24 protein-coding genes are annotated in these 25353 nt (G+C 61.4%); 13 read left to right on the forward strand and 11 right to left on the reverse strand.

Going from position 1 to position 25353, the window contains the following annotated elements; genetic code table 11:
- Window positions 1-35 precede the first annotated feature (35 nt).
- The 5 genes from ACMFWR_RS10495 to ACMFWR_RS10515 all read left to right on the forward strand — a co-directional run bounded on the left by ACMFWR_RS10495 (window position 36) and on the right by ACMFWR_RS10515 (window position 5359).
- Window positions 36-1196, forward strand: coding sequence for a patatin-like phospholipase family protein (locus ACMFWR_RS10495; RefSeq protein ID WP_413191616.1), 1161 nt, complete (start codon window positions 36-38; stop codon window positions 1194-1196).
- Between the two features lie 333 nt (window positions 1197-1529).
- Window positions 1530-2297, forward strand: a complete 768-nt coding sequence (locus ACMFWR_RS10500) for a GntR family transcriptional regulator (RefSeq protein WP_413191617.1) — start codon at window positions 1530-1532, stop codon at window positions 2295-2297.
- A gap of 143 nt (window positions 2298-2440) precedes the next feature.
- Window positions 2441-3577 carry a Rieske 2Fe-2S domain-containing protein gene (locus ACMFWR_RS10505; RefSeq protein ID WP_413191618.1) on the forward strand — a complete coding sequence of 379 codons (1137 nt, stop codon included), beginning with the start codon at window positions 2441-2443 and terminating at the stop codon, window positions 3575-3577.
- A gap of 34 nt (window positions 3578-3611) precedes the next feature.
- On the forward strand, window positions 3612-4589 hold the full coding sequence (locus ACMFWR_RS10510; RefSeq protein ID WP_413191619.1) for a PDR/VanB family oxidoreductase: 978 nt from the start codon (window positions 3612-3614) through the stop codon (window positions 4587-4589).
- Window positions 4590-4666: 77 nt separating this feature from the next.
- Window positions 4667-5359, forward strand: coding sequence for an HAD family hydrolase (locus ACMFWR_RS10515; RefSeq protein ID WP_413191620.1), 693 nt, complete (start codon window positions 4667-4669; stop codon window positions 5357-5359).
- Between the two features lie 143 nt (window positions 5360-5502).
- On the opposite strand, the gene ACMFWR_RS10520 is transcribed toward ACMFWR_RS10515, so the two are convergent.
- Window positions 5503-6387 (reverse strand): LysR substrate-binding domain-containing protein, encoded by an 885-nt coding sequence (locus ACMFWR_RS10520; RefSeq protein WP_413191621.1) that lies wholly within the window; start codon window positions 6385-6387, stop codon window positions 5503-5505.
- 324 nt (window positions 6388-6711) lie between these two features.
- Here ACMFWR_RS10520 and speB point away from each other — a divergent pair, with 324 nt between their 5' ends.
- Complete coding sequence (gene speB / locus ACMFWR_RS10525; RefSeq protein ID WP_413191622.1) at window positions 6712-7674, forward strand: agmatinase; 963 nt, start codon at window positions 6712-6714, stop codon at window positions 7672-7674.
- Window positions 7675-7830: 156 nt separating this feature from the next.
- On the opposite strand, the gene ACMFWR_RS10530 is transcribed toward speB, so the two are convergent.
- Together ACMFWR_RS10530 and ACMFWR_RS10535 are read right to left on the reverse strand one after the other, a co-directional pair.
- Window positions 7831-7977, reverse strand: a complete 147-nt coding sequence (locus ACMFWR_RS10530) for a hypothetical protein (protein WP_413191623.1) — start codon at window positions 7975-7977, stop codon at window positions 7831-7833.
- 131 nt (window positions 7978-8108) lie between these two features.
- The gene (locus ACMFWR_RS10535; protein ID WP_413191624.1) at window positions 8109-9563 is read right to left on the reverse strand and encodes a DUF5939 domain-containing protein; all 1455 of its coding nucleotides are present in this window, start codon (window positions 9561-9563) and stop codon (window positions 8109-8111) included.
- Window positions 9564-9920: 357 nt separating this feature from the next.
- On the opposite strand from ACMFWR_RS10535, the gene ACMFWR_RS10540 reads away from it, so the two are divergent.
- The 6 genes from ACMFWR_RS10540 (at window position 9921) to ligK (ending at window position 15978) form a co-directional block, all read left to right on the forward strand.
- The gene (locus ACMFWR_RS10540) at window positions 9921-11570 is read left to right on the forward strand and encodes an acyl-CoA synthetase (RefSeq protein ID WP_413191625.1); all 1650 of its coding nucleotides are present in this window, start codon (window positions 9921-9923) and stop codon (window positions 11568-11570) included.
- A 159-nt stretch (window positions 11571-11729) separates the two neighbouring features.
- The gene (locus ACMFWR_RS10545) at window positions 11730-11945 is read left to right on the forward strand and encodes a hypothetical protein (RefSeq protein WP_413191626.1); all 216 of its coding nucleotides are present in this window, start codon (window positions 11730-11732) and stop codon (window positions 11943-11945) included.
- A 93-nt stretch (window positions 11946-12038) separates the two neighbouring features.
- Window positions 12039-12812, forward strand: coding sequence for an IclR family transcriptional regulator (locus ACMFWR_RS10550; protein ID WP_413191627.1), 774 nt, complete (start codon window positions 12039-12041; stop codon window positions 12810-12812).
- 121 nt (window positions 12813-12933) lie between these two features.
- Complete coding sequence (locus ACMFWR_RS10555) at window positions 12934-14253, forward strand: MFS transporter (protein WP_413191628.1); 1320 nt, start codon at window positions 12934-12936, stop codon at window positions 14251-14253.
- Window positions 14254-14266: 13 nt separating this feature from the next.
- Window positions 14267-15292, forward strand: coding sequence for an amidohydrolase family protein (locus ACMFWR_RS10560; RefSeq protein WP_413191629.1), 1026 nt, complete (start codon window positions 14267-14269; stop codon window positions 15290-15292).
- A 2-nt stretch (window positions 15293-15294) separates the two neighbouring features.
- Window positions 15295-15978, forward strand: a complete 684-nt coding sequence (gene ligK / locus ACMFWR_RS10565; RefSeq protein WP_413191630.1) for a 4-carboxy-4-hydroxy-2-oxoadipate aldolase/oxaloacetate decarboxylase — start codon at window positions 15295-15297, stop codon at window positions 15976-15978.
- A gap of 54 nt (window positions 15979-16032) precedes the next feature.
- Here ligK and ACMFWR_RS10570 read toward each other — a convergent pair whose 3' ends face one another.
- Window positions 16033-16170: a hypothetical protein gene (locus tag ACMFWR_RS10570; RefSeq protein WP_413191631.1), complete on the reverse strand. Its 138-nt coding sequence runs from the start codon at window positions 16168-16170 to the stop codon at window positions 16033-16035.
- Between the two features lie 127 nt (window positions 16171-16297).
- The gene (locus tag ACMFWR_RS10575; protein ID WP_413191632.1) at window positions 16298-17203 is read right to left on the reverse strand and encodes a LysR family transcriptional regulator; all 906 of its coding nucleotides are present in this window, start codon (window positions 17201-17203) and stop codon (window positions 16298-16300) included.
- Window positions 17204-17357: 154 nt separating this feature from the next.
- Between ACMFWR_RS10575 and ACMFWR_RS10580 the strand changes: the two genes are divergently transcribed.
- Window positions 17358-18902, forward strand: a complete 1545-nt coding sequence (locus tag ACMFWR_RS10580) for an MFS transporter (protein ID WP_413191633.1) — start codon at window positions 17358-17360, stop codon at window positions 18900-18902.
- Between the two features lie 130 nt (window positions 18903-19032).
- On the opposite strand, the gene ACMFWR_RS10585 is transcribed toward ACMFWR_RS10580, so the two are convergent.
- The 6 genes from ACMFWR_RS10585 to ACMFWR_RS10610 form a co-directional block, all read right to left on the reverse strand.
- Window positions 19033-19467, reverse strand: a complete 435-nt coding sequence (locus tag ACMFWR_RS10585; RefSeq protein ID WP_413191634.1) for an ExbD/TolR family protein — start codon at window positions 19465-19467, stop codon at window positions 19033-19035.
- A 2-nt stretch (window positions 19468-19469) separates the two neighbouring features.
- Window positions 19470-20258, reverse strand: a complete 789-nt coding sequence (tolQ, locus tag ACMFWR_RS10590) for a protein TolQ (protein ID WP_413191635.1) — start codon at window positions 20256-20258, stop codon at window positions 19470-19472.
- A gap of 106 nt (window positions 20259-20364) precedes the next feature.
- Entirely contained in the window at window positions 20365-21099 is a 735-nt protein-coding gene (locus tag ACMFWR_RS10595) for a TonB family protein (protein WP_413191636.1), read from the reverse strand.
- 189 nt (window positions 21100-21288) lie between these two features.
- Window positions 21289-22698: an LLM class flavin-dependent oxidoreductase gene (locus ACMFWR_RS10600; RefSeq protein WP_413191637.1), complete on the reverse strand. Its 1410-nt coding sequence runs from the start codon at window positions 22696-22698 to the stop codon at window positions 21289-21291.
- Window positions 22691-24379 (reverse strand): dipeptide ABC transporter ATP-binding protein, encoded by a 1689-nt coding sequence (locus tag ACMFWR_RS10605; protein ID WP_413191638.1) that lies wholly within the window; start codon window positions 24377-24379, stop codon window positions 22691-22693. The genes ACMFWR_RS10600 and ACMFWR_RS10605 overlap by 8 nt, the downstream gene beginning before the upstream one ends.
- Window positions 24376-25350: an ABC transporter permease gene (locus ACMFWR_RS10610; protein WP_413191639.1), complete on the reverse strand. Its 975-nt coding sequence runs from the start codon at window positions 25348-25350 to the stop codon at window positions 24376-24378. Before ACMFWR_RS10610 ends, ACMFWR_RS10605 begins: the two co-directional genes overlap by 4 nt.
- Window positions 25351-25353: the final 3 nt, after the last annotated feature.

Genomic DNA, 25353 nt, shown 5'->3' on the forward strand with positions numbered 1-25353 from the left:
TACGCAACGATCCTTCAGCGGGGAACGCGATGACCATGCCGTCCACGAGCGAACAGACGACGCCCGCGAACTCACCGGTGACCGTGCCGGGGCAGGTCGTGCTCGTGCTGCAGGGCGGCGGTGCACTGGGTGCTTATCAGGCCGGCGTCTACCAGGCGCTGCACGAAGCCGGGATCGAGCCCCACTGGGTGATCGGCACGTCGATCGGCGCGATTAACGGTGCGATCATCGCCGGCAACCCGCCCGAGCGCCGGCTCGAACGCCTGCGCGAGTTCTGGGACAGCGTCGCGCAACGCACGCTGGCCGCGCCGGGCTTGCTTCCGGCATTCGAAAACTGGATCCGCGACCTGCTGATCGTGACGCGCGGGATCCCTTCGTTTTTCTCGCCCAGCGACAGCGTGTGGAAGGGACTGCACGCCGAAGTCGGGACGGACGGCGCGTCGTTTTACTCGACGGCCCCACTGCGTGACACCTTGCGCAAGCTCGTCGACTTTGACTATCTGAACGCCCGGGCGACTCGCCTGACCGTCGGGACCGTTAATGTGGGTTCCGGGCGCATGCGTTACTTCACGAACCGCGATGCGGACATGCGTGTGGAGCATGTCATGGCATCGGCCGCGTTTCCGCCGGGTTTCCCTTCAGTGCGCGTGGATGGCGAAGCGTACTGGGACGGCGGCATCTACTCCAATACTCCGCTCGAGGCCGTGCTCGACGACAATCCCCGTCGCGATTCGGTCATTTTCTCGGTGCAGCTCTGGCCGTCGAGCGGTCCCGAGCCGGTATCGATTCAACAGGCGATGGGGCGTCAGCGCGATATTCAATATTCGAGCCGCGCGGAAAGTCATCTCGAACGCCAGCGCCAGATCCACCGCTTGCGCCACGTGATTCGTGAGCTTTCGGCTCATTTGCCCGACGACGAGCGTGCGCAGAGCGAGGTCAAGGCATTGATGGCCTGGGGATGCGGCACGACGATGCATGTCGTCGAACTCGATGCGCCGCTGTTCGACGGCGACGATATCAACAAGGATATCGACTTCTCACTGAGCGGCATTGGCCGGCGCTGGTCCGCCGGTTACACCGACACACAGCACGCCATTGCACGCGCTCCCTGGGACGAGCCGCTCGATCCGATGGAAGGGATTGCGGTTCACCGCACGGGGGCGGCCCACCGCTCCGGTGAAGCCCCCGCTGCCTGACAACGGACGCGGTTTGAGCGGACTCGGGTTGCACGAGCCAGACTGGTTGCACGAGGACGTTGCAACCTCAGGCGAAGCTCATCATGTATACAGTCATCGCCAATCCTGATTGTTTGCTCGTTTGAGCCTATTAAACAAATTTAGACCGTAAAGACGGCCAATACGCGCTCAATCCCATCGCACGCGCGTACTCAAATGCCATTTCACCGACGAAAAGAACGCGGTCGGTTGATGTCTGACATCGTGTTTACCCGCAAAATCGCTATTCCCACATGCAATTCGGATTCGAATTGTATACATTTATATCAACTCATTCGCCTGGATGCGTGAAACATGGACGTCAACGAATCAAACGGATCTGACCAACGCGGGGGCGCGGCCTCGCAAACCGTACGCGCGCTGCTCGGCATTCGCGAACTGATTCTCGGTGGCGAGCTGGCACCGGGCAGCCGGATTTCGGAATTGTGGGTGGTGGACCGGCTCGGCATGTCGCGCACGCCCGTGCGTTCCGCGCTGATCCGGCTACAGGAAGAAGGTCTGCTCGAGCCGATCCCCTCGGGTGGTTTCGCGGTTCGTTCGTTCAGCGAAACGGAAATCGGTGATTCGATTGAGCTGCGCGGCACGCTCGAAGGATTCGCCGCCCGGCTCGCGGCGGAGCGCGGGGTGTCGCCCGAGACGCTCGAAGCGCTGCACGAGTGCGTCGACAAAATCGACGTCGCGCTCGAGGGCGAACTGACGCAGGAGAAATTTTCGGTCTACGTCGACATGAACGCGCGCTTTCACCGCTTGATGTCAACGGCCGCGCATAGCCGCGTGGCGGAGCAACAGATCGAGCGGGTGATGAACCTGCCGTTCGCATCGGCGAGTGCGTTTGTGATGGTGCAATCGATCGAGGACGGCGCGCGCGAGATGCTGCTGATCGCACAGGCGCAGCACCGTGCGGTTGTCGAGGCCATCGAGAATCGCGAGGGTGCACGCGCCGAGGCGCTGATGCGCGAGCACGCGCGCATCGCGCATCGCAATCTTCGGCTTGCGCTCCAGAATCAAAAGGCACTGGCACGACTGCTCGGCGGCAATCTGATCCGTCGCGATCGGGTCTGAGCAAACGTAAGGCAAGGACGCTGCCGGGTTGCGTGAAGCATGTCGCGCGCAAGCGCGGGCAACCGTATCGGCACGACCGATGCTGCAGCGAGCGCGTATCGCCTCGCATGGCGTGAATCGAGTTGTTTGGTGGAGACAGACGCATGTATTTGAAGAACACGTGGTACGTCGCATGCACCCCCGACGAGATTGTCGGCAAACCGCTAGGCCGCCGGATCTGCGGCGAGGCGATGGTCTTCTTCCGCGGGCCGGACGATCAGGTCACCGCGGTCGAGGATTTCTGTCCGCATCGCGGCGCGCCGCTGTCGCTGGGTTTTATGCGGGACGGTCATCTCGTGTGCGGCTATCACGGACTCACGATGGGCCCCGAAGGCAAGTGCGTCAGCATGCCGGGTCAGCGCGTCGCGGGGATTCCTGCGATTCGGCGCTTTCCGGTCATCGAGCGCTATGGGTTTATCTGGGTCTGGGCGGGCGATGCGGAACTCGCCGACCCGGCGAAGTTGCATCACCTCCCATGGGCCGAAGATCCTCAATGGGCCTATGGCGGCGGGCTGTACCACATCCAGTGCGACTATCGCCTGATGATCGACAACCTCATGGACCTGACACATGAGACCTACGTGCATGCGTCGAGCATCGGGCAGCCGGAGATCGAAGAGGCCGCGCCTGCGACCCGTGTCGAAGGCGACGAGGTCGTGACCAGCCGCTTTATGGAGAACATCAAGGCGCCCCCGTTCTGGCAAGCCGCGTTGCGTGGCAATGGACTTGCCGACGATGTGCCATGCGATCGCTGGCAGATCTGCCGCTTTACGCCACCGAGCCATGTGCTGATCGAGGTCGGTGTCGCTCACGCCGGACACGGCGGATACGATGCCGATGCGCAGTACAAGGCGAGCAGCATCGTCGTCGATTTCATCACACCCGAGACCGAGACATCGATCTGGTACTTCTGGGGCATGGCACGCAATTTCAAACCGCACGACGCGGCGCTGACCGCAACGATCCAGGCCGGACAGGGCAAGATCTTTTCCGAGGATCTCGAGATGCTCGAGGCACAGCAGCGCAATCTGCTCGCGCAGCCCGAGCGCCGCTTGCTCAAGCTCAATATCGACGCCGGTGGCGTGCAGTCTCGCAAGATTCTCGATCGCCTGCTCGAACGCGAAGTGCAGGAGCGCGCAGCGCTTGTGGCTGCGCGCGCGGCCGCGTCGGGTACGGCAGCGGGCACAGCGGCAACACGTCCCGCAACTGTGATTCATCCTGTTACACAAGGATCGCATTGAAACGGCAGGGACGGCGCGGCAGCGTTGCGCGCCGATGGCATTCGAATATCAGGAGTCAGTGTTGATCAAGGTCAGGGTCGCCCGCAAGACAGAAGCGGCAACCGATGTTTGTGCATTTGAACTCGCGTCGCTGGACGGGCACGCCTTACCCGGATTCACAGCCGGTGCGCATATCGACGTGCATCTCGCCAACGGACTGATCCGACAGTATTCGTTGTGTAACGATCCGTCCGAAACACACCGTTATCGGATCGGCGTGCTCAGGGAAGTGCAGTCGCGTGGAGGGTCCGTCGCGATGCATGCGCTTGCCGAAGGCGACGAGTTGCTGATCAGCGAGCCGCGTAATCATTTCGCTCTCGTCGACAGTGCGCAGCGCACACTGCTGCTCGCTGGCGGCATTGGCATCACGCCGCTGCTGGCGATGGCCAGGGCGCTTTCCGCGCAATCCGCATCGTTCGAATTGCACTACTGCGTGCGAGAACCGGCACGCGCCGCGTTTCGCGAGGAGATCGAGACGTCTGCGCTCGGTGCGAACGCGCATCTCTATTACGACTCGGCTCCGATCGACGCACGTGCCAATCTGAGTGCCATCGTCGGCGTGCCTGAAAGCGGCCGCCATCTCTATGTCTGCGGTCCGGCGGGGTTTATCGAAGCGGTGCTTTCGATTGCGCGGGGCCTGGGCTGGCCCGAAACGCATCTGCACAAGGAGTACTTTGCAGCCGCGACGCCGCCGGTCAGCGAGGGTGGGGCGTTTCGTGTCAAACTCGCGAGCACAGGGCAGATCGTCGAGGTGGGTGAGCATCAGTCAGTCATCGAGTCGCTGGAGGCGGCCGGTGTCATCGTGCCGACCTCGTGCGAACAGGGCGTCTGCGGCACGTGCCTGACCCGCGTGCTGGCCGGCGAGCCCGACCATCGCGATATGTACCTGACCGACGAGGAACGCGCCGCCAACGATCAGTTTCTGCCGTGCTGCTCGCGTTCAAAAACGAGCGAGCTCGTGCTCGATCTTTAGCGGATCTTCAGCGTGTCTTGAGCGCTCGTATGAGCGGATCCGTTCTCGTCGGCATACCCTCTGACGGAGATGCATGAATGACGGATCGCTCTACAGTCGTGTTTCTGATCGACGTCGACAACACGTTGCTCGACAATGACCGCGTCACGCATGACTTGCGTGAGCACCTGCGTACCACGCTCGGCGAGTCGTGCGAGCGCCGGTACTTCGAGTTGTTCGAGGAACTGCGTAACGAGCTCGGGTACACAGACTACCTGGGTACGCTGCAGCGTTTGCGCAGCGAGGACCGCGACAATCCGAAGCTGCTCACGATGTCGTCGTTCCTGGTCGACTATCCGTTCAAGGACCGTCTGTTTCCGGACGTGATGGCGGTGCTCGAACGCCTTGGAAAACTCGGGCCGACGGTGATTCTGTCGGACGGCGACGTGGTGTTTCAGCCGCGCAAGATTCAACGCTCAGGGCTTTGGGACGCTGTCGACGGCCGCGTGCTGATTTACGTGCACAAGGAAAAAATGCTCGATGCCGTCAGGCAACATTTTCCGGCGGATCACTACGTGATGATCGACGACAAGATTCGCATTCTTGCTGCGATGAAAGAGGCGTGGGGTGCCGAGCTCACAACCGTCTTTCCGCGGCAGGGACACTACGCGCTCGATCGCAAGCAAGTCGATTCGTACGCTCCGGCCGACGTGACGATCGAGCGTATCGGCGAGTTGCTGACGTTTGATCTCGAACGCCTTTATCCGTCACCCCTCTATCCCGCGGGCTGAACTTAGCCGCACTACGAGGACTCGTACGCAGCGGTTCGTACTCGGCGGGCGCGCACGAAGTCGTACCGCACCACTGCGCCTGCACAGCGCTGCGCTTCACTCATCGCGCCCGCCCGCGTTGCCCCATCCAAATCGGGCTTGTACTAAGCCGAGGCGCACAGCGTGCGCAGCCATTCGTAGATGGTCACGACGGCAGGGGCCCGCGGTGGCTGGGTCGATTTCATCAGCCACAAGGAAGGCAAGGGCACCGCAGGCACTTGCGCAAGCGCCGCGACGCGACCTTCCGCGAGCGCGGCCTTGGCCCATAGCCGGGGCAACATCGCGATACCGATCTCGCGCTGCACCGTATCGACCAGGAGCCTCGGATCGTCGATGGTGATGGCGCGCCGTGTCTCAAGCCCTTCGCGCCGCAAGTCGGCGAGCCACGGCGCCCAGTCGGGATCCCGCTCATACATGACGAGCGGCGCGCGAGAAAGCACGTCAGGGAACGGCACATCGCCTATTCGATCGGCTGTCGCCCGGCCGCAAATCGCAATCGCCTGGTCTTCCAGCAGCACTTCGCCGACGATGTCCGGCGCACTGATCAGCCGGTTCGTCACGATCAGATCGACGTCGATATGATCGATTTCGCCCGCTTGCTCGGTCGTCACGAGCCAGAGCTCGAGCGACGGATGGTCTGCGCGTAAAGCATCGAGCGCGGGTATCACGATGCCCGACGCAAACGCGGGCGGGCAATACAGGATCACCGAGTCCGGATTGCAGTACGGCTCGATCCGGTTGCGCCCGTCCGTCAGAAGCCGGATCGTTTCCTCAACCGTTCGCGCGAACAGCTGACCCGCCGCCGTCAGCGCGACACCGCGCCCCACGCGCCGAAACAGCATTTGCCCCGCCCATGCCTCGAGCTGCTGGATCTGATGGCTGATCGCGGATTGCGTCAGCGACAGCTCCTGCGCCGCGCGCGAAAAGCTGGTCAGCCGCGCGGCCGACTCGAAGGCGAGCAGGGTTTGGAGCGGGGGCAGGCGTCTCATTGCACGGGGCTCTCCGAGGTATGAGGAAAATCGATAGTTCTACAAGGAACTTTCGCTTTATTGATCGCCGGAAATTCGCGACTATTGGCCACCATATTAGTGCATTCGCGAGCGCGGCAGTCACGCCGGTGCGCAATCAAAGACAGAATCCATCAATATTTTTTGTCGATGGGGCGTGCGGTGCGGTTGGGCGCCTGATCGATGCGTGCCGGCTGACTCCGAGCGATTTACACGTCGACAGACACAAAACCGGGAAGGGCTGAGCCAGGACGTGGACTCAGTGCTGAACAAAACATCCTACGTATCGCCTTGCAGAGGATCTCAATGACAACGAACGGCCACCCCGCACCGGCATCCGCGCCGCCCGCGACCTACTCGGGCATTCTGTCGTTTATGCGCCGCCCTCACACGCGTGAGCTTGGCGGTGTCGACGTCGTGGTTTCAGGCGTGCCGTTCGATCTGGCCACGACATTCCGCTCGGGAAGCCGTTTCGGGCCGTCCGCCGTGCGCGCGGCTTCTGCACAGCTTGCCGAACTCAAGCCGTTTCCGTGGGGTGTCGATCCGTTCGAGACGCTCAACGTGATCGACTATGGCGATTGCACGTTCGACGCTCACAACCCGCTGACCATTCGCGACGCGATCGTTCAGCACGCGCGCACCATCCTCGCATCGGGCGCCCGGATGCTGACGTTCGGCGGCGATCACTACATCACCTATCCGTTGCTTCGCGCGCACGCCGAGCGATACGGCAAGCCGCTGAGCCTGATTCATTTCGACGCCCATACGGACACCTGGCCCGACGATCAGCCCGATTCGCTGAACCACGGGACGATGTTCTTCAAGGCCGTGCACGAAGGCCTGATCGATCCGAAGCGTTCAGTGCAGGTTGGTATCCGGACGTGGAACGACGACACGATGGGACTCAACGTGCTTAGCGCACCCTGGGTGCATGAGAACGGCATTGCGAAAACGATCGAGGCGATTCTCGACACGGTCGGCGATGCGCCGACGTACCTGACCTTCGATATCGACTGCCTGGATCCGGCATTTGCACCCGGCACCGGAACCCCGGTACCGGGAGGATTGAATTCCGCGCAGGCGCTGGCGATCATTCGCGCGATGACGCCGGTCAATCTGATCGGAGCCGACGTTGTCGAGGTCGCACCGGCGTACGACCACGCGGAGCTGACCGGCCTCGCGGCCGCGCATATCGCCGCCGACCTGCTGTGCGTCATGAACGCCCAGAAACTCGCGCGTCAGAACGGCGACGCGCTGACTGATCTTTAAGCTGAGTAATGTGACGGTTTGTCACGGAAACGATTACGTTTCGATCAATAGAGCGCGAACTCTATCGGATAAGGCGTGCGTCTACCTTTCGCACATCAGGCGTGTGGGGCGTGAGGGCACTGGGCAAGTACGGAGACGAGTCATCGCGACAACTTGTCAGCGCGCGCCGAGCGGCCATGCATGAACCCGGCCTGCTACTGCACGCAGCGCGCCTCGCTGCGACGTATTCAACGTATGCACGCACCAGATCCGGCAGAACGCGCACAGTTGCAATGCGAAGAACACGACCTCGCCTTGAGACATGGCATTCACTCCGAATCGGTTGGATGAGGCGACCATCAGAGCGTCTGGTGGTCACTTCAGTCTTCGCAGACTGTGAGTGAATGATGCGATCCAGCCCCGAACGCGACACTGACGCGTCTATGACAGATTTGTCATGCGGGAGAGGCGGCCATTTGAGCCTGGCTGACCCGGAAAACGAGCACTTCCTCGTCGACGCCGCGCAGTCGCGCGTAGTCCTGTTCGACGGAATACGGCGCCAGGACCTCCGCGACACCTGGAGCGCTGTGTACGTCGCGGGTAAAGCATATTTCGTTCGCACGCGCGACGCCTTGCACGCGAGCGGCGATATTGACCGTTTGCCCGAAATAATCGAGCCGCTCGTTGAGTGTCACGGCAATGGCAGGCCCGTGATGGACACCTATTTTGAGAATCAGGTCCTCTCCCGGACGCAAGTGATTGAACCGCTCGATTTCTTCGCGCATTTCGATGGCCGCGCGCACCGCGTCGACAGGCGTACGGAATGTGGCCATGACTGCGTCGCCGAGTGTCTTGATCACGGCACCCGAATGCGTGACGGTCACATCAAGCAGGCGCTCGAAATGTTGCTGAACGAGTGAAAACGCGTTGAGGTCGCCGATTCGATCGTAAAGCGCGGTTGATCCCTTGAGATCGGTGAAAAGCAACGTGACATCACGCACGCCAATCCCTTCGGATGACTTCACAAGCTCCGAACGGAACAGGTCTCTGAACGTTTGCGTCGTCAGTAATCGGCCGCCGTTCAGAAACGGTGCGTACGTCAGCATGGCCTTGGAGACATTCTCGGGAATCGTGCATAGCGCGAACACGCACCGTCGATCGCTGGTATTGGTCACTTCGAACGTGATCTTGCCGGGTGCGAGGGTGAGTTCGTGAGGCTCGCAACTGCCTTCCGTATGCCGCACCGCAATGACCCTCGGTTCCGGCTCCGCAGCACCGGCGATATGAAAGTCAAAATAAGCGCCGGTGTCGATATCCCACCCGAAATAGGTGCCGCTCGGCGAATCCACGTCGAATCGATGTGTTTTTCCTGCTTCGATATAGGTGACACCGTGCGAGACGGACTTCATGAGTTCGACCAGAGGCGGGCCATTCTCGACATGCCCGTCGGACGTCATTTTGTATTCAAAGCAATACCTTTCTGCCGGCATTTCAGCAGGCGTGTGATACATGATCTTGCGAATATCGGGCGCGATCGTAAATGTCACGGCGATATAGTCATCGAGTCGGGCTTCATAATCGGAATGGCACATCCCGCAATGAAATCGATTGCCGACACTTTTGAGGCTCGCGAGGCTTTCCACGACGCATGCGCACATCGGACATAGCAGGAGCCAGTCCATTTGAAACAATCCGAGCGCCGTGCCATGCAGAAAGAGATCGATCGATTCGCCTTCGGACATCCCGCGATCTTCCGCGTAGCGGATTGGATTCATTCGGAATAGTCCCTTGTCTTCGCTTGTACGGATATGCGATTCGATGCGCGAAATCACGCGAGGATGCCAGGTATGCGCGGCTTCGAGTGCCTCGAATCGCTTTTCAAGCAGCCGTTCGTTGATCGTGGGCTCCATGCGTACCTCCTGCGGAAGCCAACCCAAAGAAAAGGGACCAGAAATCGAAGCCAGAAACCGAACCAGAAGCCGATGCAGTCAAGCGATGCGTGCTGTCCGTTCAGGCAGCGGCACTTACCCAGTGTAGGTGTTGCGTGGTCGATGTAAACCGGACGCGTCCGATTTCACCCCGTGAGTGAACCGGACGGAAGGCACCGGCATTTCCCGAACTGGAACGTTTGCGCGTGCGTCGTTATAGTCCGAAAACGAATGGTTTCGCCTGATGGCATCGAAATATGTGCCATTGCGGGCCGCGGCTAGCCGGCCAATCAAAATAAAAACTCGCTGCCCCGCTTGAGGCGGTGAACGGAGACAACGATGAGCAACCAGTTCGATCACGGTCTGGAACGGCGCACGGCCAACTATGTCCCGCTGTCGCCGATCGACTTTATCGCGCGCGCCGCAGAAGTCTACGGCGACCGGCCCGCCATTGCGTACGGAGAGACTCGTCGCACGTGGCGCGAAACGTTCGACCGTACGCGGCGTCTGGCGAGCGCACTCGAACGCGCGGGCGTGCGCCGAGGCGACACGGTCGCTGTCTTGCTGCCAAACATTCCGCAGATGGTCGAAGCGCATTTTGGTGTGCCGATGAGTGGTGCCGTACTGAACGCACTGAATACGCGGCTCGATGTCGAATCGTTGTTGTTCATGCTTCGCCACGGCGAAGCGCGTGTGTTGATCGTCGATACGGAATTCGTGGCACTCGCGGCTCGTGTGGCGGTCGAGTTACCCGACGTGCACGTGGTCAGCGTGCACGATGTTGGTGAGGTCGACACGAACGCCTTTGCATCCGCGACGGACTACGAGACATTTCTGTCGGAAGGCGACCCAGACTATGCGTACGCATTGCCCGCGGACGAATGGGATGCGATTGCGCTGAACTACACATCCGGCACGACGGGGGACCCGAAGGGCGTCGTCTATCACCACCGCGGTGCATATCTCAACGCGATCAGCAACGTGCTGGAATGGGATATGCCCAAGCACGCGGTCTACCTGTGGACGTTGCCGCTGTTCCACTGCAATGGATGGTGCTTCCCATGGACCGTCGCGGCGCGCGCGGCTGTCAATGTGTGTCTGCGCAAGTTCGATGCGAAAACCGTCTTCGATCTGATACGCACCGAGGGCGTCACGCACTATTGCGGCGCGCCGATCGTGCAAAGCGCACTCGCCAATGCACCCGACGAGTGGAGAGCAGGGATCACGCACACCGTGCGCTCGATGGTCGCGGGCGCGGCCCCATCGCCCGCTGTGCTGTGCCGTATGCAAGCGATCGGCTTCGACATCACGCACGTCTATGGTTTGACTGAAGTCTATGGACCGGCATCCGTCTGCGCCCGACAAGCATCGTGGGACGCGCTTGATGACGATGCGCGCGCCACGCTCAATGCAAGACAAGGCGTTCGCTACCACCTTCAAGCCGCAGTCGACGTCGTCGACCCCGACACCTCCGTCGCCGTGCCGCGCGATGGCGAGACGATCGGCGAAGTCGTTTTCCGCGGCAACATCTGCATGAAGGGCTATCTGAAGAACTCCGCCGCAACCGATGCTGCGTTTCGCGACGGCTGGTTCCATACGGGCGATCTCGCCGTCATCACGGACGACGGTTACGTTCGGATCAAGGATCGAAGCAAGGACATCATCATTTCGGGCGGCGAGAACATTTCGAGCATCGAAGTCGAAGATGTCATCTACCGGCATCCCGCCGTTTCGGTCGTCGCCGTCGTCGCGATGCCCGACGAGAAGTGGGGCGAAGTTCCGTGCGCGTTCGTCGAACTCAAGGAAGGCAAAGCGTGTACGCCTGAGGAGATCATCGCGCATTGCCGTCAACACCTCGCCGGCTTCAAGATTCCGAAGGCCGTACGCTTCGGCGAAGTGCCGAAAACGGCCACCGGCAAGATCCAGAAGTTCGCCCTCCGCAAAATCGCCGGATCGAAGGAAGCCATCGATCTGATCGGGAAGGGGTGAGTCCGTGAAGCAGTGAGTCACATATCGAGACGCGCACGAAGCGGGATCCCGTGACGGCCCAGCCGATGAGCGGATTTTTCCTATGTCGAAATCGGCGTACGCCGACTCGCGCAGCGCACGCGTGCGCACTAGATTAGGCAGCCTCACTCGGGGTCAAATATGACTGAATCGACGCGGCGTCGCTTGAAATGGGAAAGTGATATGGATATCCGTCCACTGCAAACCAACGCTGACTATGAAGCAGCGCTTGCACGAGTGTCGGCGCTTGTAGATCTCGATCCCGCGCCGGCAAGTCCAGATGGGAATGAACTAGACGTGCTGTCATTACTTGTCGAGCGGTACGAGGCGGAGCATTTCCCGATGGGAACGCCCTGAACCGATCGACGTTTGACGTGCGTGACCTCGGCCCGTATTATCGTTCCATTGGATAGATATGTGTTCTAGCAGATAGAACGAAGGACGGAAGAAATGGCCCGAGACAGTCAAACCGTGCGTACGCCGCTGGGCGTCACGGCCAGTGGTATCGATGTGCTGGACCGCGCAGCGTCGATCCTTTTTGCGTTTCGTCGCACCGACGAGCCGCTCACGCTTGCGCAGTTGTCGGAGCGCACTGGTCTCTACAAGAGCACGCTCTCTCGCCTCGCGCAGGCGCTTTGCCATCACAACCTCCTGATCCGGCTGAACGACGGTCGGTACTGGATCGGCTCAGCAGCCATCCATTTGTGCGGCATCTACGAAGCCGGCCTCGACCTGCGCGACATCCTCGTGCCTGCCATGAAGCAGCTGAGCACGGAGTGCGGCGAGGCCGCCTCGTTTCACGTGCGCGAAGGCGATCATCGCGTCTGCCTGTACCGCGTCGCTTCACACCATTCGATTCGCGCCGAGGTGCATCCCGGCGACGTGCAACCGCTCGGGCTCGGCGCGGGCGGACGGGTATTGCTCGCGTTTTCGGGCGAAGAGGGTGCGCCGTACGACGAGATCCGTCGCACGTATGTGTACCTGTCCGTCGGCGAGCGTGATGCTGAAACGACCGGGATATCCGCGCCCGTCTTCAAGATCGGCCAGGAACTCGTCGGCTCGCTCGGCATCGTCGCACCTGCGACCCGTATGGGCGTCGAGCAGATGCATCGTTATCGGCCGCGACTCCTGCAAGTTGCGGCGCAATTGACGACAACGCTTGGCGGCAACGGTGCGCCGTTGCTTGCAGCCGCTGCGATGGGGCAGGGCGTTTCCACTGAATGAGGTAGCGGTGTGGTTCGCCGCATCCACGACTGGCGACGCGTGAGGCGCAAGCCAGAAATCAACCAATCACACACCGCATCCGACAAAGCGATTTCAAAGTTTTTTAGCCGGGGGAGACACGATGTTGAAGTGGTACACGGAGCTGACGAAGTCCGAAAAGCGCACCTATTGGGCGTGCTTCAGCGGATGGGGGCTCGACGCAATGGATACGCAGATGTACGCGCTCGCGATACCCACGCTGATTGCCCTGTGGGGCATGACGCGCGGGCAAGCAGGCATACTGGGCACCACCGTTTTGATCATGGCGTCGATCGGCGGCTGGATCGCGGGCATTCTCGCTGACCGATATGGTCGCGTGCGCGTGCTGCAGATCACGATCCTGTGGTTTTCTGCATTCACGCTGCTGTCGGCATTCACGAATTCGTTCTGGCAGTTGATGATCACACGCGGCCTGCAAGGGCTGGGGTTTGGCGGCGAATGGGCCGTCGGCGCGGTGCTGATCAGCGAGACAATCCGACCGCAAGTGCGCGGTCGTGCAGTCGGTTCGCTTCAGGCCGGTTGGGCCGTGGGTTACGGCATTGCCGTGCTGTTGTCGACGCTGCTTTTCAACACGCTCGAACCCGCGCTCGCATGGCGCGTACTGTTTGCCATCGGCCTGTTGCCGACGCTGCTGGTGTTGTGGATTCGTCGTTATATCGAAGAAGCTCCGGTGTTCGAGCAAAGCCGCCGCGAGCGTGAAGCCGACAAGCCGAGCATCTGGGCCGTGTTCGGCCCCGCAACGCGGCTGACCACTTTCAAGGCGATGTTGCTGACGTTCGGCATCTACGGCGGCAACTACGTGATGATCACGTGGCTGCCTGCGTATCTGAAGCTTGAACTCAAGCTCTCGATCACCAATATCGGCGGCTATCTCGCGATCAATATCCTCGGTTCGTTTGCCGGCGCATTTCTGAATGGCTGGATGGCCGACCGTTTCGGACGGCGCCGCACCTTCATCACCATCGCGTGCTTGCAGGCGATTGCCGTGGCCGTCTATACGCTCGCACCGATCACGCTGCCGATAACGCTGGTCCTTGGGTTTGTGCTCGGCACGCTTCAATCGGGCACCGCGGCAGGGACGGGCGCGTATATCGCCGAACTGTTTCCGACCCGGATCCGCGCGTCGGCACAGGGTCTCTGCGGCAATGCCGGCCGCGCAATCGGCGCGATCATGCCGACGATGGTCGGCGTGTTCAGCGCGAAAACCGGCCTCGGCGCTGCGATGGGCCTCTGTGCTTGCGCCTCGTACCTGCTGGTGGTTATCGCGGCCTTGATGCTGCCCGAGACGCGCGGGCGCGATCTCACCCAGCTTTCGGATGCGACGGACACGGCAGACGCTGCGGGCTCCGCGGCCCCCTCATCCAGCACGAACACGCGCCGCAATCCGGCGCATAGCAATTGACGGAGTCAGTACTTTGATCATCGATATCCACGGCCACTACACGACGGCGCCCAAATCGCTTGAAGCCTGGCGTAATCGTCAGATTGCCTCCCTGGGCAATCCGGCCGAAGCACCGAAAGTGTCGGAACTGAACATCAGTGACGACGAGCTGCGCGAATCGATCGAGACGAACCAGCTCCGTCTGATGAAGGAGCGTGGCCTCGATCTGACCGTGTTCAGTCCGCGTGCGAGTTTTATGGCGCATCACATCGGCGACTTCGAGACGTCGAGCACCTGGGCCGCGATTTGCAACGAGCTGTGCTATCGCGTGTCTCAGCTGTTTCCCGAGCACTTTGTGCCCGCCGCGATGCTGCCACAAAGCCCGGGTGTCGACGTGGCAACGTGCATTCCCGAACTCGTCAAATGCGTCGAGCAATACGGCAACGTCGCGATCAACCTGAACCCGGATCCGTCCGGTGGCCATTGGACGAGCCCGCCGCTGTCGGATCGCTCCTGGTACCCGATCTACGAAAAGATGGTCGAGTACGACATCCCCGCCATGATTCACGTGAGCACGAGTTGCAACGCGTGCTTCCATACGACGGGTGCCCACTACCTCAACGCCGATACGACGGCCTTTATGCAATGCCTGACGTCGGACCTGTTCAAGGACTTCCCGACGCTGCGCTTCGTGATTCCGCATGGAGGCGGGGCTGTGCCGTATCACTGGGGCCGTTTCCGCGGCCTCGCGCAGGAAATGAAAAAGCCGTCGATCGAAGAGAACCTGCTCAAGAACATCTTCTTCGACACCTGCGTGTATCACCAGCCCGGCATCGATTTGCTGACCCAGGTGATACCGGTCGACAACATTCTGTTCGCGAGCGAAATGATTGGCGCGGTGCGCGGTATCGATCCGAAGACGGGCCACTACTTCGACGACACCAAACGCTATGTCGAAGCCGCGTCGATCGATCCTGACCAGCGGTACAAGATTTATGAAGGCAATGCGCGGCGCGTGTATCCGCGCCTGGATGCCACTTTGCAGGCACAAGGACGTTGAACATGTACGAACTCGGCGTGGTTTATCGCAACATCGTGCGCGCGGATTCGCGCGTGGCCGATGCGCTCGGCGAACTGGGCAGTGCAACCGTCCATGAAGCGATGGGACGCACGGGGCTGCTCAAGCCATATATGCGTCCGATCTACAAGGGCGCGAAGGCATCGGGCACTGCCGTGACCGTACTGCTGCATCCGGGTGACAACTGGATGATGCATGTCGCAGCGGAACAGATTCAGCCGGGCGACATCGTTGTTGCGGGCGTGACCGCAGATTGCACGGACGGATATTTCGGCGACCTGCTTGCAACAAGCTTCAAGGCACGTGGCGCGCGAGCGCTGATCATCGATGCGGGCGTGCGCGACGTGAGCGTGCTCGAGGAGATGGGTTTTCCGGTATGGAGCAAGGCGATATCGGCGAAGGGCACGATCAAGGCAACGCTCGGGTCGGTGAACATCCCGGTCATCTGCGCAGGTGCGCTTGTGTCGCCAGGTGACGTCGTCGTGGCCGATGCGGATGGTGTGGCTGTGGTGCCCGCATCGCAGGCAGTCACGACACTCGAAAAGGCCACCGCGCGCGAGGCCAACGAAACAGCTAAGCGCGAAAAGCTCGCCTCCGGCGTGCTCGGCCTCGATATGTATCAAATGCGCGAACCGTTGAGCAAGCTTGGGTTGCGGTATATCGATTGAGGCCGGACGGGAAGGGTCGATAGGAGTACGGTCCGCTTCTCGTCCAGCGATTGACTACTTGCCGATAAGAATCGTCAGCGTCATTGCGGCGATGACGCCCAATGACACGTAAACAGCCCATTTGAGGGCAACTGCACGTGCTCGTTGCCCGCTATTTGCCACATTGTGCGGGTTGTCTATCGAACCGTTCATAAACTCATTCGTCTCTTGTTCCGCGCATCGACAATGCGCATAGCGAAGTCATCGGATTTGTTAATTTAGTCTGCCTGCGTGGTTGCTGCTTGCAAAAAGCGCTCGGCAACTACCCCGCCTAAACGGTTCACTCCGGAATCATGTTCGGAATCTCGGCCGCTAGCGCGTCGATAGCCACGCGCGTTTTGAGCGGCAGGTAGCGCGAAGTCGGCCAGACTGCGTGAATATCCTGCGTCGGCAAACCTTCGCGGCCTCGCACTTCGATCAGTTCGCCCGTACGTTCGAACCGCGCCAACAGCCAGCATGGCAATTGCGCGAGGCCGAAACCGGCCACTGCGGCGCCGGCAATTGCCTGAACGTCATCGAGGCTCAGGCGCGGCACGATACGCAGTTCGTGCTTCTGCCCATCTTCGTGATGAACTTGCCACGGTGCGACCACGCCGGCTCGCGAATAGACAATAGCCTCGTGCCCATCGATCTGCGCATCGTTACGCGGCTTGCCGTGGCGTGCAAGGTACGAGGGCGCCGCGCCGATGGTCTGATATTGCACACCAATCCTGCGTGCGCTCAACGATGAGCTATCTCCCAGCGAGCCAATCCGTACTGCGAGATCGATACCTTCTTCCAGTAGATCGACGAAGCGGTCCGTGAACGAGAGATCGATCTGCAGATGCGCATGCCGACGTGCGAGTTCAAAAAGTACCGGCGCCACGCACAGATGTCCAAAGGCGATCGGCACACTCACGCGAAGACGACCACGCGGCACGCTGCGTTTGGTTTCAAGCTCTGCCTCAGCCTCATCGAGTTCGGCAAGAGCTCGTACGCATCGATCGTAGTAGGCCTGGCCGGCTTCGGTGAGCGTTTGCGTTCGCGTCGTGCGATGAAGCAGACGTACGCCAAGACGTGCTTCGAGCCGCGTAATCACTTTGCCCACGGCCGATCGAGTGAGATTCATCCGCATTGCGGCGGTCGTGAAGCTGCCTGCCTCCACAACCTGAACGAAAGTCGCCACGCCATCGAGCTTGTCCGTCATATTCGGTCCTGAATGGAAACATTCATGGAATTCTGATTCGCCAATCGGGAATCAATTTCCCAATATAGTACTTCTCAAGCGCGCAGCTTGTTTTTCGTGGCGAGAGATCGCCACGGGTCGACCGGTGCACCGATCCCTTCTATCTGGACATCCCATGACCTACTTGCGCATACCTTCCAATGCGATCGCCCTGGCGGCGGTCTGTCTGACCTCGCTCATGTTCGGCCTCGAGATCTCGAGCGTGCCCGTGATCCTGCCGACCCTTCGAGACGTGCTGCATGCCGACTTCAAGGACATGCAGTGGATCATGAACGCCTACACGATCGCCTGTACGACCGTGCTGATGGCCACGGGCACGCTGGCCGACCGGTTTGGCCGCAAGCGTCTGTACCTGATCACCATCGTCATCTTCGGATTGACGTCGTTGCTATGCGGTGTGGCATCGAGCGCACCCATGCTGATTGCGAGCCGTTTTGCTCAGGGCGTCGGAGGCGGTGCGATGTTGATCTGCCAGGTCGCCGTGCTTTCGCATCAGTTTCGTGAGGGAAGGGAGCGGAGCAGGGCGTTTGCGATGTGGGGCATCGTGTTCGGCAGCGGGCTCGGTTTTGGGCCGATCATCGGCGGCTCCATCGTTGCGCTCGCGAATTGGCACTGGGTGTTTCTAGTGCACATTGTCGTGTCGGTGGTCGCGTTGCTTTGCGTGCTGAGCGGCGTAGAAGAGTCGCGTGATCCACATGCCGAGCATCTTGATCTGGCCGGCATGATCACGCTGTCATTGTCCGTGTTCGGACTCGCGTTTCTGATTACGCAGGGACCCGACATGGGTTTGGCGAGCTTGCGAACGGTCGGGATTTTCGCGCTGACGCTCGGTTGCTTTATCGCGTTTCTGATCGCTGAGCGCGTGGCCACACGACCCATGTTCGACTTTTCGGTGCTGCGTATTCGTCCGTTCTCTGGCGCACTCGTTGGGTCGGCAGGTATGAACTTCAGCTTCTGGCCGTTCATGATCTATCTGCCGATTTATTTCCGCGGCGTGCTCGGCTATTCGAGCGTGACGGCTGGCCTTTCGCTGCTTGCGTATACGTTGCCCACGCTCGTCGTGCCGCCGTTTGCTGAAAGACTGATGGCACGACACGATCCGCGCGCGGTGATTCCCGCAGGGCTCTTTACCATCGGGTTGGGCTTCATGTTGATGTGGCTCGGTAGTCGCGGCGCGCAAGCGAGTTGGCTCACGATGTTGCCGGGATGTTTGTTCGCCGGCATCGGGCTCGGCTTGACCAACACCCCTGTGACGAATACGACAACGGGCGCCGTCAGCGCGCATCGGGCCGGGATGGCCTCGGGTATCGATATGAGCGCGCGGCTGATATCGCTGGCCATCAATATCGCGATCATGGGGCTGATTCTTGTCGAGGGGATCCTCGTTGTGCTGCGCCAAGCGCTTCCCGACACGATGAACGAATCCGCGCTACGTGCATTTGCGAATGCGGTGTGCACGGGCGAGTTCAGCCTAACGGGCTCAGGTTCCGCTGAGACGGCATTTGCCGGACTCACGCATGCCACCGTCCATCTCGCGCTCGTGCATGGGTTTGGATGGGTGATGCTCTATGGCGGCATTGCTGCGTGGGCCGCGGCGCTGTTGAGCCGTACGACGTTTGGATCAACGCGTGCGAAGGTCGATGTGGGGCAGCGGGCGTAATGCGGCTGAAGATCCTGGATTGAGCGATGCGCTGTTTCTATAGCTCGGGCGATGGAGCGGATGGGAACGTTTCGCCGAACGGGGCGATGGTGCTTAGCCTCCGAGGCGTACGCTCCCGCTCAGGCACATCCTACTCGGCTGCGTCGCGCGGCGACGAAACCAGCGCGATCTTCGAGAAGCCGTCTTCGTTGATCCGGCCCATCGTTTCGATCACCTTGCCGTACGCAAGCGACTTGTCGCCGCGGATGTTCACGCGCCGCGCTTTGTCGCCTTGCGCCGCGCGTTCGACCGCCGCGACGAGCGCAGCGGGCGCGACAGGCGTCTTGTCGACGAACAGCGCGCCATGCGCGTCGAGGCTCACGGCGATCGGCGGCTTGTCTTCGACGAGTGGCTTGGCATCGCTCTTGGGCAGATCGACCTTGACGCCCTGTGCCATCAGCGGCGCAGCCACCATAAAGACGATCAGCAACACGAGCATCACGTCGACGAGCGGCGTCACGTTGATGTCGCTAACCGGTGCGGCAAACCCGGTGTTGCCGCGCGGGTTCGAGAGTTTGACGGCCATGACTAGGCTCCTTGCGACGCAAGACCGGTTGCGGCGACGGCAACGGGGCGTCCATGTTGCGACGAGCCGCTCTCCGGTGCCTCGACAAGCGCTTCGCCGGTATCGATGAGCCGCGATAGGTGGACCTCGACAATGCCTGTCAGCGTACCGAGCGAGTTGGCATACTCGTTCAGTTCACCCGATGCGCGGTTGTAAGCAATCACGGCGGGAATGGCGGCGACGAGGCCCAACGCGGTCGCAAACAATGCTTCGGCAATCCCCGGTGCAACGACCGACAAGCTCGTGTTATTCGACGCGGCGATGCCCTGGAATGCATTCATGATGCCCCAGACCGTGCCGAACAAACCAACGAACGGCGCGACCGAACCGACCGTCGCAAGCACGGGCAAGCCGCGCTGGAGTTTGCTGATTTCGATGTTGGTAGCGATACCCGCCACGCGATTGATCCGTTCCTTGAGCCCATCGGCGCCGGCAGACGATGCGTCGACATGATGGCGATGCGTTTCACGCCATTCACCGATCACCGCGCTGTAGATGCGGGCGAATGGATCGGTGGCGCGGTCGTGCAGCGACGCCGATAGCGCGGACAACGAACGGCCGTTGCCGAGTTGCCGGAGCCAGACGTCTGCTTGCTTGCGCAGACTGCGAAAGCGCGTGAGTTTCTCGGCGACCACACCCCAGCTTGCGATCGACGCAAGCGCAAGCAACACCATAATGGCCTTGACGATGATGTCGGCGTGCAAGAACAGATGCCACGGCGACAGTTGGGCCGAAAGCTCGGCTGCATTCATGTTGAAGACTCCACGAGAAATAAGGAAAGACATATCTGATTTGAGGCGTCGATAACGATCGGCGCGTTCGTTCGTCGGGTTCAGTCGTCGACATCGCCAGTCGACGTCAGCCATCGAGCTGGTAGCCGATGACGCCGGTCAGTTCGTAAGACGTCCCGCCCAAATCGGGTAGCTTCGGGAACGGGGCAGCAGCACGCACGGCCTGTTCGGCAGCGGCATCAAGCAGGGCCTGCCCAGAGCTCTGGATATGGCAGTTCACGAGCGTGCCGTCGGGCTTCAACGTCAGCGTGTAGCGCACTTGCCCTTCGATGTGCATCGCGCGGGCGGCACGCGGATAGTTGCCGCTCGCCGCACCGTTGATCCGTTGGTAGACCTCGTTGACGTAGTCGGTCGGAATGCCCGACATGCCGACCGCATGAGGTGCCGGTGCAACAGGCGGAGCCGGCGGCGCGGGCGGCGTCGGCTCCGGCGCGGGTTCAGCGGCCGCAACCGGCGATGGCGTCGTGGGTTGCGTCACAACGGCAGGACGTGGCGCAGGCGCTTGCCGCACCGGCGTCGGCGCAGCGCGATGGACGGGTTCGGGCGTGCGGACCGGCTGCAACACCTTCGGGGGTTCAGGCGGCACGATCGGCTTGGGCGGCTCCGGTGGCGCGAGCACGAGTTCGATCGCGCGATCGGGACGCGGTGCATCGGCATGGCCGGCAAACAGGATCACCGCACCGATCGCTATCCCGTGCAGTGCAATTGAAATAGCCGCGCCTGGGCGTTTGAGCCAGTGACCTCGCGGGTGCAATGCCTGTGCGGCGAGCACATGGGTATCGGATAGGACGAGTGCGTTCATATGAGCATCGGCATCAGTGTTCGGCGGGGGACGCAGTACGCTGCGATTCAATGCAGGCCATGCGGGTGTCGCTCAACGTTAGCAAACGGATACGCAGGAGTAGAACCAATGATTCATCATGATCTTGTTAGGGATGCTGATAAGGCGATCCTCAACCCGTCCACGATGAATGCTTACCGCATACGTACCTCAGGCCGGTACAAATTCAAGTGGGCGCGCAGGCTCGCTAAGCGCGTCGGGGTTGTGCCGATAGCGTGCGCCGAAGTGGTCGGCGGGCAATCGCGCATGGCCCGGCCCGAACAGGCGCTCGCGCAAAGTCTCGCCGTCGTTGTAGCTTTCGCGGAACCGACCGCGACGCCTGAGTTCGGGCACCACGAGTTCGATAAAGTCCCGCGCCGTCTCAAACGACAAGTACTGCACGAGATTGATGCCGTCGATGCCGTCGTCGTCGAGCCAGCGCTCGATCTCGTCGGCGACTACCTTGGGCGTGCCCGCGACATAGAAGCGTCCTTGCGAGATGCCCCCGAGCCGGTCGAGCACCTCACCGACCGTTTGATGCGCGGCGTAGCGGCCGCCGAGCGTTTCCCAGCCCGGGTCGCGTCGCTCTATGATCGCGCCGAGTGTTTCGTCACGCGGATATCGCGTGAGATCGACGCCCGATTGCGAATGGGCGAGCCGGCCTTCGACGCTGATGAACTCGCGATATCGCGCGATCTTGTCCGACACCTCGGCATCGGTCTTGGCCACGATGACCGCCGCGCTGGTAATGAACTTGATGCTCGACGCTGAACGCCCATGTGCCTGTGCGCGAGCCCGCATGTTGGCGATATTGCGTTTGACGGCTTGCGGATTCATGCCCCCGGTAAAGACGACTTCTGCGTGACGACCCGCAAACTCGGAACCCGCGGCCGATCCGGTCGCCTGGTATAGCAACGGTGTACGCTGCAATGACGGCTGACACAAGTGTGGCCCGGCAACCTTGAAATTCGGCCCGACGTGGTTGATGTAACGCACCTTCCGGGGGTCCGTGTAGACGCGATTGTCGCGATCGACGATGACTGCATCGTCATCCCACGATCCTTCCCAGAGCTTGTAAAGCACGTCGAGATACTCATCGGCGATCGCATAGCGCTTGTCGTGCTCGATCTCGCCTTCCAGGCCGAAATTGCGTGCGGCGTTGGGCAGATATGAGGTCACGATATTCCACGCCACACGGCCCTTGGTCAGGTGATCGAGTGTGCTCATGCGACGCGCAAACGCAAACGGCGGTTCATAGGTCGTCGAGAACGTTGCACCAAAACCCAGATGCTGCGTGACCTGCGCCATCGCGGGAATCAGGAGCAGCGGATCGTTGTTCGGAATCTGAACGGCCTCGCGCAGCGACGTCTCCGCGCTGCCGCGGAACGCATCGTAGGCGCCGACCACATCCGCGAGAAATACGGCATCAAACGTGCCATATTCAAGCAGTTGTGCGAGTTCGGTCCAGAATGCGAGGTCGTTGAACCGATGGCGGTTATTGTCGGGATGCGCCCACATACCGTGAACGATATGGCTCACGCAGTTCATTTCGAACAGGTTGACGTGCAGTTGTTTAGGCATCGGCGGCACTCCGGTAAGTCGTGATATGGGGAATCGCGTTGAGCAACGCTCGCGTGTATTCGTGTTGCGGATTGTCGAAAACTTCATCGACCGGGCCCGTTTCGACGATGGCGCCGTCGCGCATGACCACGACGCGGTCGCTGACGGTGCGAATCACGCCGAGATCATGCGAAATGAACAGACAGGACAGGCCGAGGCGACGCTTGAGATCCGCGAGCAAATCGAGGATCTGTGCCTGCACGACAACGTCGAGCGCCGAAACAGGCTCGTCGCAGATCAGCACTTCGGGTTCGGGCGCGAGCGCGCGCGCAATCGCGACGCGCTGACGTTGTCCACCCGACAGCTCGATCGGACGCCGCGTCGCGAAGTGCGCGTCGAGGCTCACGAGCTGCAGGAGTTCGACCACGCGCTTGCGGCGCGCAGCGCCAGGCGGATGACCTGCGGCGTCGAGCGCTTCCCCGATCACACGCTCGACCGTGTAGCGCGGATCGAATGAACGCAGCGGGTCCTGGAAGACGATCTGCACGTGCTTGCGTTCGCTGTTGCGCTCGTGGGACGACAGCGTCGTCCAATCTTTGCCGCGCACGACGATCGAACCGCGGTCGGCCTGCTCCAGACCGAGCACGAGCCTCATCGCCGTCGTCTTTCCCGAGCCCGATGCGCCCACGATGCCGAGTGTCTCGCTGGGTCCGAGCGTGAACGACACATCCGCGACAGCAGCACGCCGCTTCGTGTCAGGGCCGACGAAACTCTTGCTGAGGCCGCGAACGTCGATCAAAGACGATACGGCGTCCGAAGACTCGGCAGGCAAGGGCGAATTGGCGTCAGGCGCGGCCGCGTCGGCTGTTGCACGAAGCAGACGGAGGCGTCGTTCGTGCACCGCGCTCACCGCGCCGATCAGCGCACGCGTGTAGGCATGCTGCGGGTCGCGCAGGATGGCGTCGGTCGATCCCTGTTCGACAATCTCCCCGTGTTGCATGACGAGCACGCGATCGGCGAGGCGCGACACGACGCCGAAGTCGTGCGTGACGATCAACATGCCGTTCCGTTCTGAACGAAGCGATTCGAGCAGCGAAAGAATCTTAGCCTGAATGACGGCATCGAGCGCCGTCGTCGGTTCGTCGGCGATTAGCAACTGCGGGCCGCACGCAATGGCGCACGCGATGAGCGCGCGCTGACGCAAGCCACCCGACAGCTGATGCGGATACTGCTGGGCGCGCATCGCGGCCTCCGGCATACCGACGGCGTCGAGCAGGGCGATGACTTTGGCCTTGCGTTGCGCAGCCGTCAGAGGCGTGTGCAACTTCAGCGGTTCTTCGATCTCTTGCGCAATGCGACGCAACGGATCGAGCGAGCCAAGCGCGTCCTGCATGACAAAGCCGATGCGCTGACCGCGCACTTGGCGCCATGCACGCGCATCGAAGTCGAGCAGGTCTTCGCCGCCGAACCGCAAACGCGTCGCCTCGATATGTGCATCGGGGCCGGCGAGGCCTGCGAGCGTGCGCGACGTCACGCTTTTGCCGGAGCCCGACTCGCCCACGAGGGCGACGCATTCGCCAGGATGCACGGCGAACGAGATACCGCGGACGACGGGCGTGGCGTGCGCGCCAAAGCGAACGCGAAGGTTCTCGACCTCGATCAGCGGTGACGCGATGGCCTGCGTGGCTTGATGAACACTCATCGCTTGCCCTCGCGACGGCGCAGCAGTTCGCGGCCGAGTGCCGTGATCGACAGGACGGTCAGGGTAATGGCAATGCCCGGCATTGCAGTGAGCCACCACGCGTTGGCCAGGAATTCGCGACCGGTCGACAGCATCGATCCCCATTCGGGCGAGGGTGGGGGCGCGCCGAGCCCGAGAAAGCTCAACGATGCGCCCGCCGTGATCTGACCGCCGATGCTGATGATCGACAGGATCAGGATCGGCTTGATCGCGTTCGGCAAAACGTGGCGCAGCACGAGTCGCGAACCGCCGATACCGAGCGTGCGAGCGGCTTCGACATATTGGGCCGAGCGCACCACGCGTGTCTGCACACGCACCATTCGCGCGTGGCGCGGTACGCTTGCAAGACCCACAGCGAGGATCGCATTGAACTCGCCTTGCCCCCAGAAGGCGATGATCACGAGCGCAAGCAGCAGGTCGGGAAACGCGAGCAAGATGTCGATAAAGCGCATGACAGCGCTGTCGATGGCGCGATGGCCGAGGCCTGCGAGCAAGCCGAGAACGACACCCCCAATCAGCGAGATTGCCGTCGCGCAGACGCCCATGATCAACGACGGGCGTGCGCCGTAGATCAGCCGCGTCAGCACGTCGCGCCCGTTTTCGTCCGTGCCGAGCAGATGGCCGATGCCTGGTGGCAGAAACGCGAGCTGCGCATCAGCACCGAGCGGGTCGTTGGCGCTTAACCATTCAGGGTGAATGGCCGCGATTGCGAGCGCTGCCACGAAGAGGGCGGCCAGCACGAGGCCCGGCCGTCGAAGCGCATGCCGAAGCAAACGCCGCAGCGATGCCGTACTGAACCGCAATGCCCATGCCGTGCGTGCAGCGCTGGGGGCGCCGCTTAGTGCGGACGCCGCAAAGCGGTGCAAGCCGCTGTCAGTGGATTCGCCACCCGACGGATCGATAAAGAGGGTGCGGTTCGCGTTATCGCTCATAGA

The organism is Pararobbsia alpina (assembly GCF_965118125.1).
GTDB lineage: Bacteria > Pseudomonadota > Gammaproteobacteria > Burkholderiales > Burkholderiaceae > Pararobbsia > Pararobbsia alpina_A.

Bases quoted from the DNA above. Each gene is read 5' to 3' on its own strand.
- ACMFWR_RS10495 (WP_413191616.1), top strand. From the start codon at position 36: ATGCCGTCCACGAGCGAACAGACGACGCCCGCGAACTCACCGGTGACC.
- ACMFWR_RS10500 (WP_413191617.1), top strand. From the start codon at position 1,530: ATGGACGTCAACGAATCAAACGGATCTGACCAACGCGGGGGCGCGGCC.
- ACMFWR_RS10505 (WP_413191618.1), top strand. From the start codon at position 2,441: ATGTATTTGAAGAACACGTGGTACGTCGCATGCACCCCCGACGAGATT.
- ACMFWR_RS10510 (WP_413191619.1), top strand. From the start codon at position 3,612: ATGGCATTCGAATATCAGGAGTCAGTGTTGATCAAGGTCAGGGTCGCC.
- ACMFWR_RS10515 (WP_413191620.1), top strand. From the start codon at position 4,667: ATGACGGATCGCTCTACAGTCGTGTTTCTGATCGACGTCGACAACACG.
- ACMFWR_RS10520 (WP_413191621.1), bottom strand. From the start codon at position 6,387: ATGAGACGCCTGCCCCCGCTCCAAACCCTGCTCGCCTTCGAGTCGGCC.
- speB (WP_413191622.1), top strand. From the start codon at position 6,712: ATGACAACGAACGGCCACCCCGCACCGGCATCCGCGCCGCCCGCGACC.
- ACMFWR_RS10530 (WP_413191623.1), bottom strand. From the start codon at position 7,977: ATGTCTCAAGGCGAGGTCGTGTTCTTCGCATTGCAACTGTGCGCGTTC.
- ACMFWR_RS10535 (WP_413191624.1), bottom strand. From the start codon at position 9,563: ATGGAGCCCACGATCAACGAACGGCTGCTTGAAAAGCGATTCGAGGCA.
- ACMFWR_RS10540 (WP_413191625.1), top strand. From the start codon at position 9,921: ATGAGCAACCAGTTCGATCACGGTCTGGAACGGCGCACGGCCAACTAT.
- ACMFWR_RS10545 (WP_413191626.1), top strand. From the start codon at position 11,730: ATGACTGAATCGACGCGGCGTCGCTTGAAATGGGAAAGTGATATGGAT.
- ACMFWR_RS10550 (WP_413191627.1), top strand. From the start codon at position 12,039: ATGGCCCGAGACAGTCAAACCGTGCGTACGCCGCTGGGCGTCACGGCC.
- ACMFWR_RS10555 (WP_413191628.1), top strand. From the start codon at position 12,934: ATGTTGAAGTGGTACACGGAGCTGACGAAGTCCGAAAAGCGCACCTAT.
- ligK (WP_413191630.1), top strand. From the start codon at position 15,295: ATGTACGAACTCGGCGTGGTTTATCGCAACATCGTGCGCGCGGATTCG.
- ACMFWR_RS10570 (WP_413191631.1), bottom strand. From the start codon at position 16,170: ATGAACGGTTCGATAGACAACCCGCACAATGTGGCAAATAGCGGGCAA.
- ACMFWR_RS10575 (WP_413191632.1), bottom strand. From the start codon at position 17,203: ATGACGGACAAGCTCGATGGCGTGGCGACTTTCGTTCAGGTTGTGGAG.
- ACMFWR_RS10580 (WP_413191633.1), top strand. From the start codon at position 17,358: ATGACCTACTTGCGCATACCTTCCAATGCGATCGCCCTGGCGGCGGTC.
- ACMFWR_RS10585 (WP_413191634.1), bottom strand. From the start codon at position 19,467: ATGGCCGTCAAACTCTCGAACCCGCGCGGCAACACCGGGTTTGCCGCA.
- tolQ (WP_413191635.1), bottom strand. From the start codon at position 20,258: ATGAATGCAGCCGAGCTTTCGGCCCAACTGTCGCCGTGGCATCTGTTC.
- ACMFWR_RS10595 (WP_413191636.1), bottom strand. From the start codon at position 21,099: ATGAACGCACTCGTCCTATCCGATACCCATGTGCTCGCCGCACAGGCA.
- ACMFWR_RS10600 (WP_413191637.1), bottom strand. From the start codon at position 22,698: ATGCCTAAACAACTGCACGTCAACCTGTTCGAAATGAACTGCGTGAGC.
- ACMFWR_RS10605 (WP_413191638.1), bottom strand. From the start codon at position 24,379: ATGAGTGTTCATCAAGCCACGCAGGCCATCGCGTCACCGCTGATCGAG.
- ACMFWR_RS10610 (WP_413191639.1), bottom strand. From the start codon at position 25,350: ATGAGCGATAACGCGAACCGCACCCTCTTTATCGATCCGTCGGGTGGC.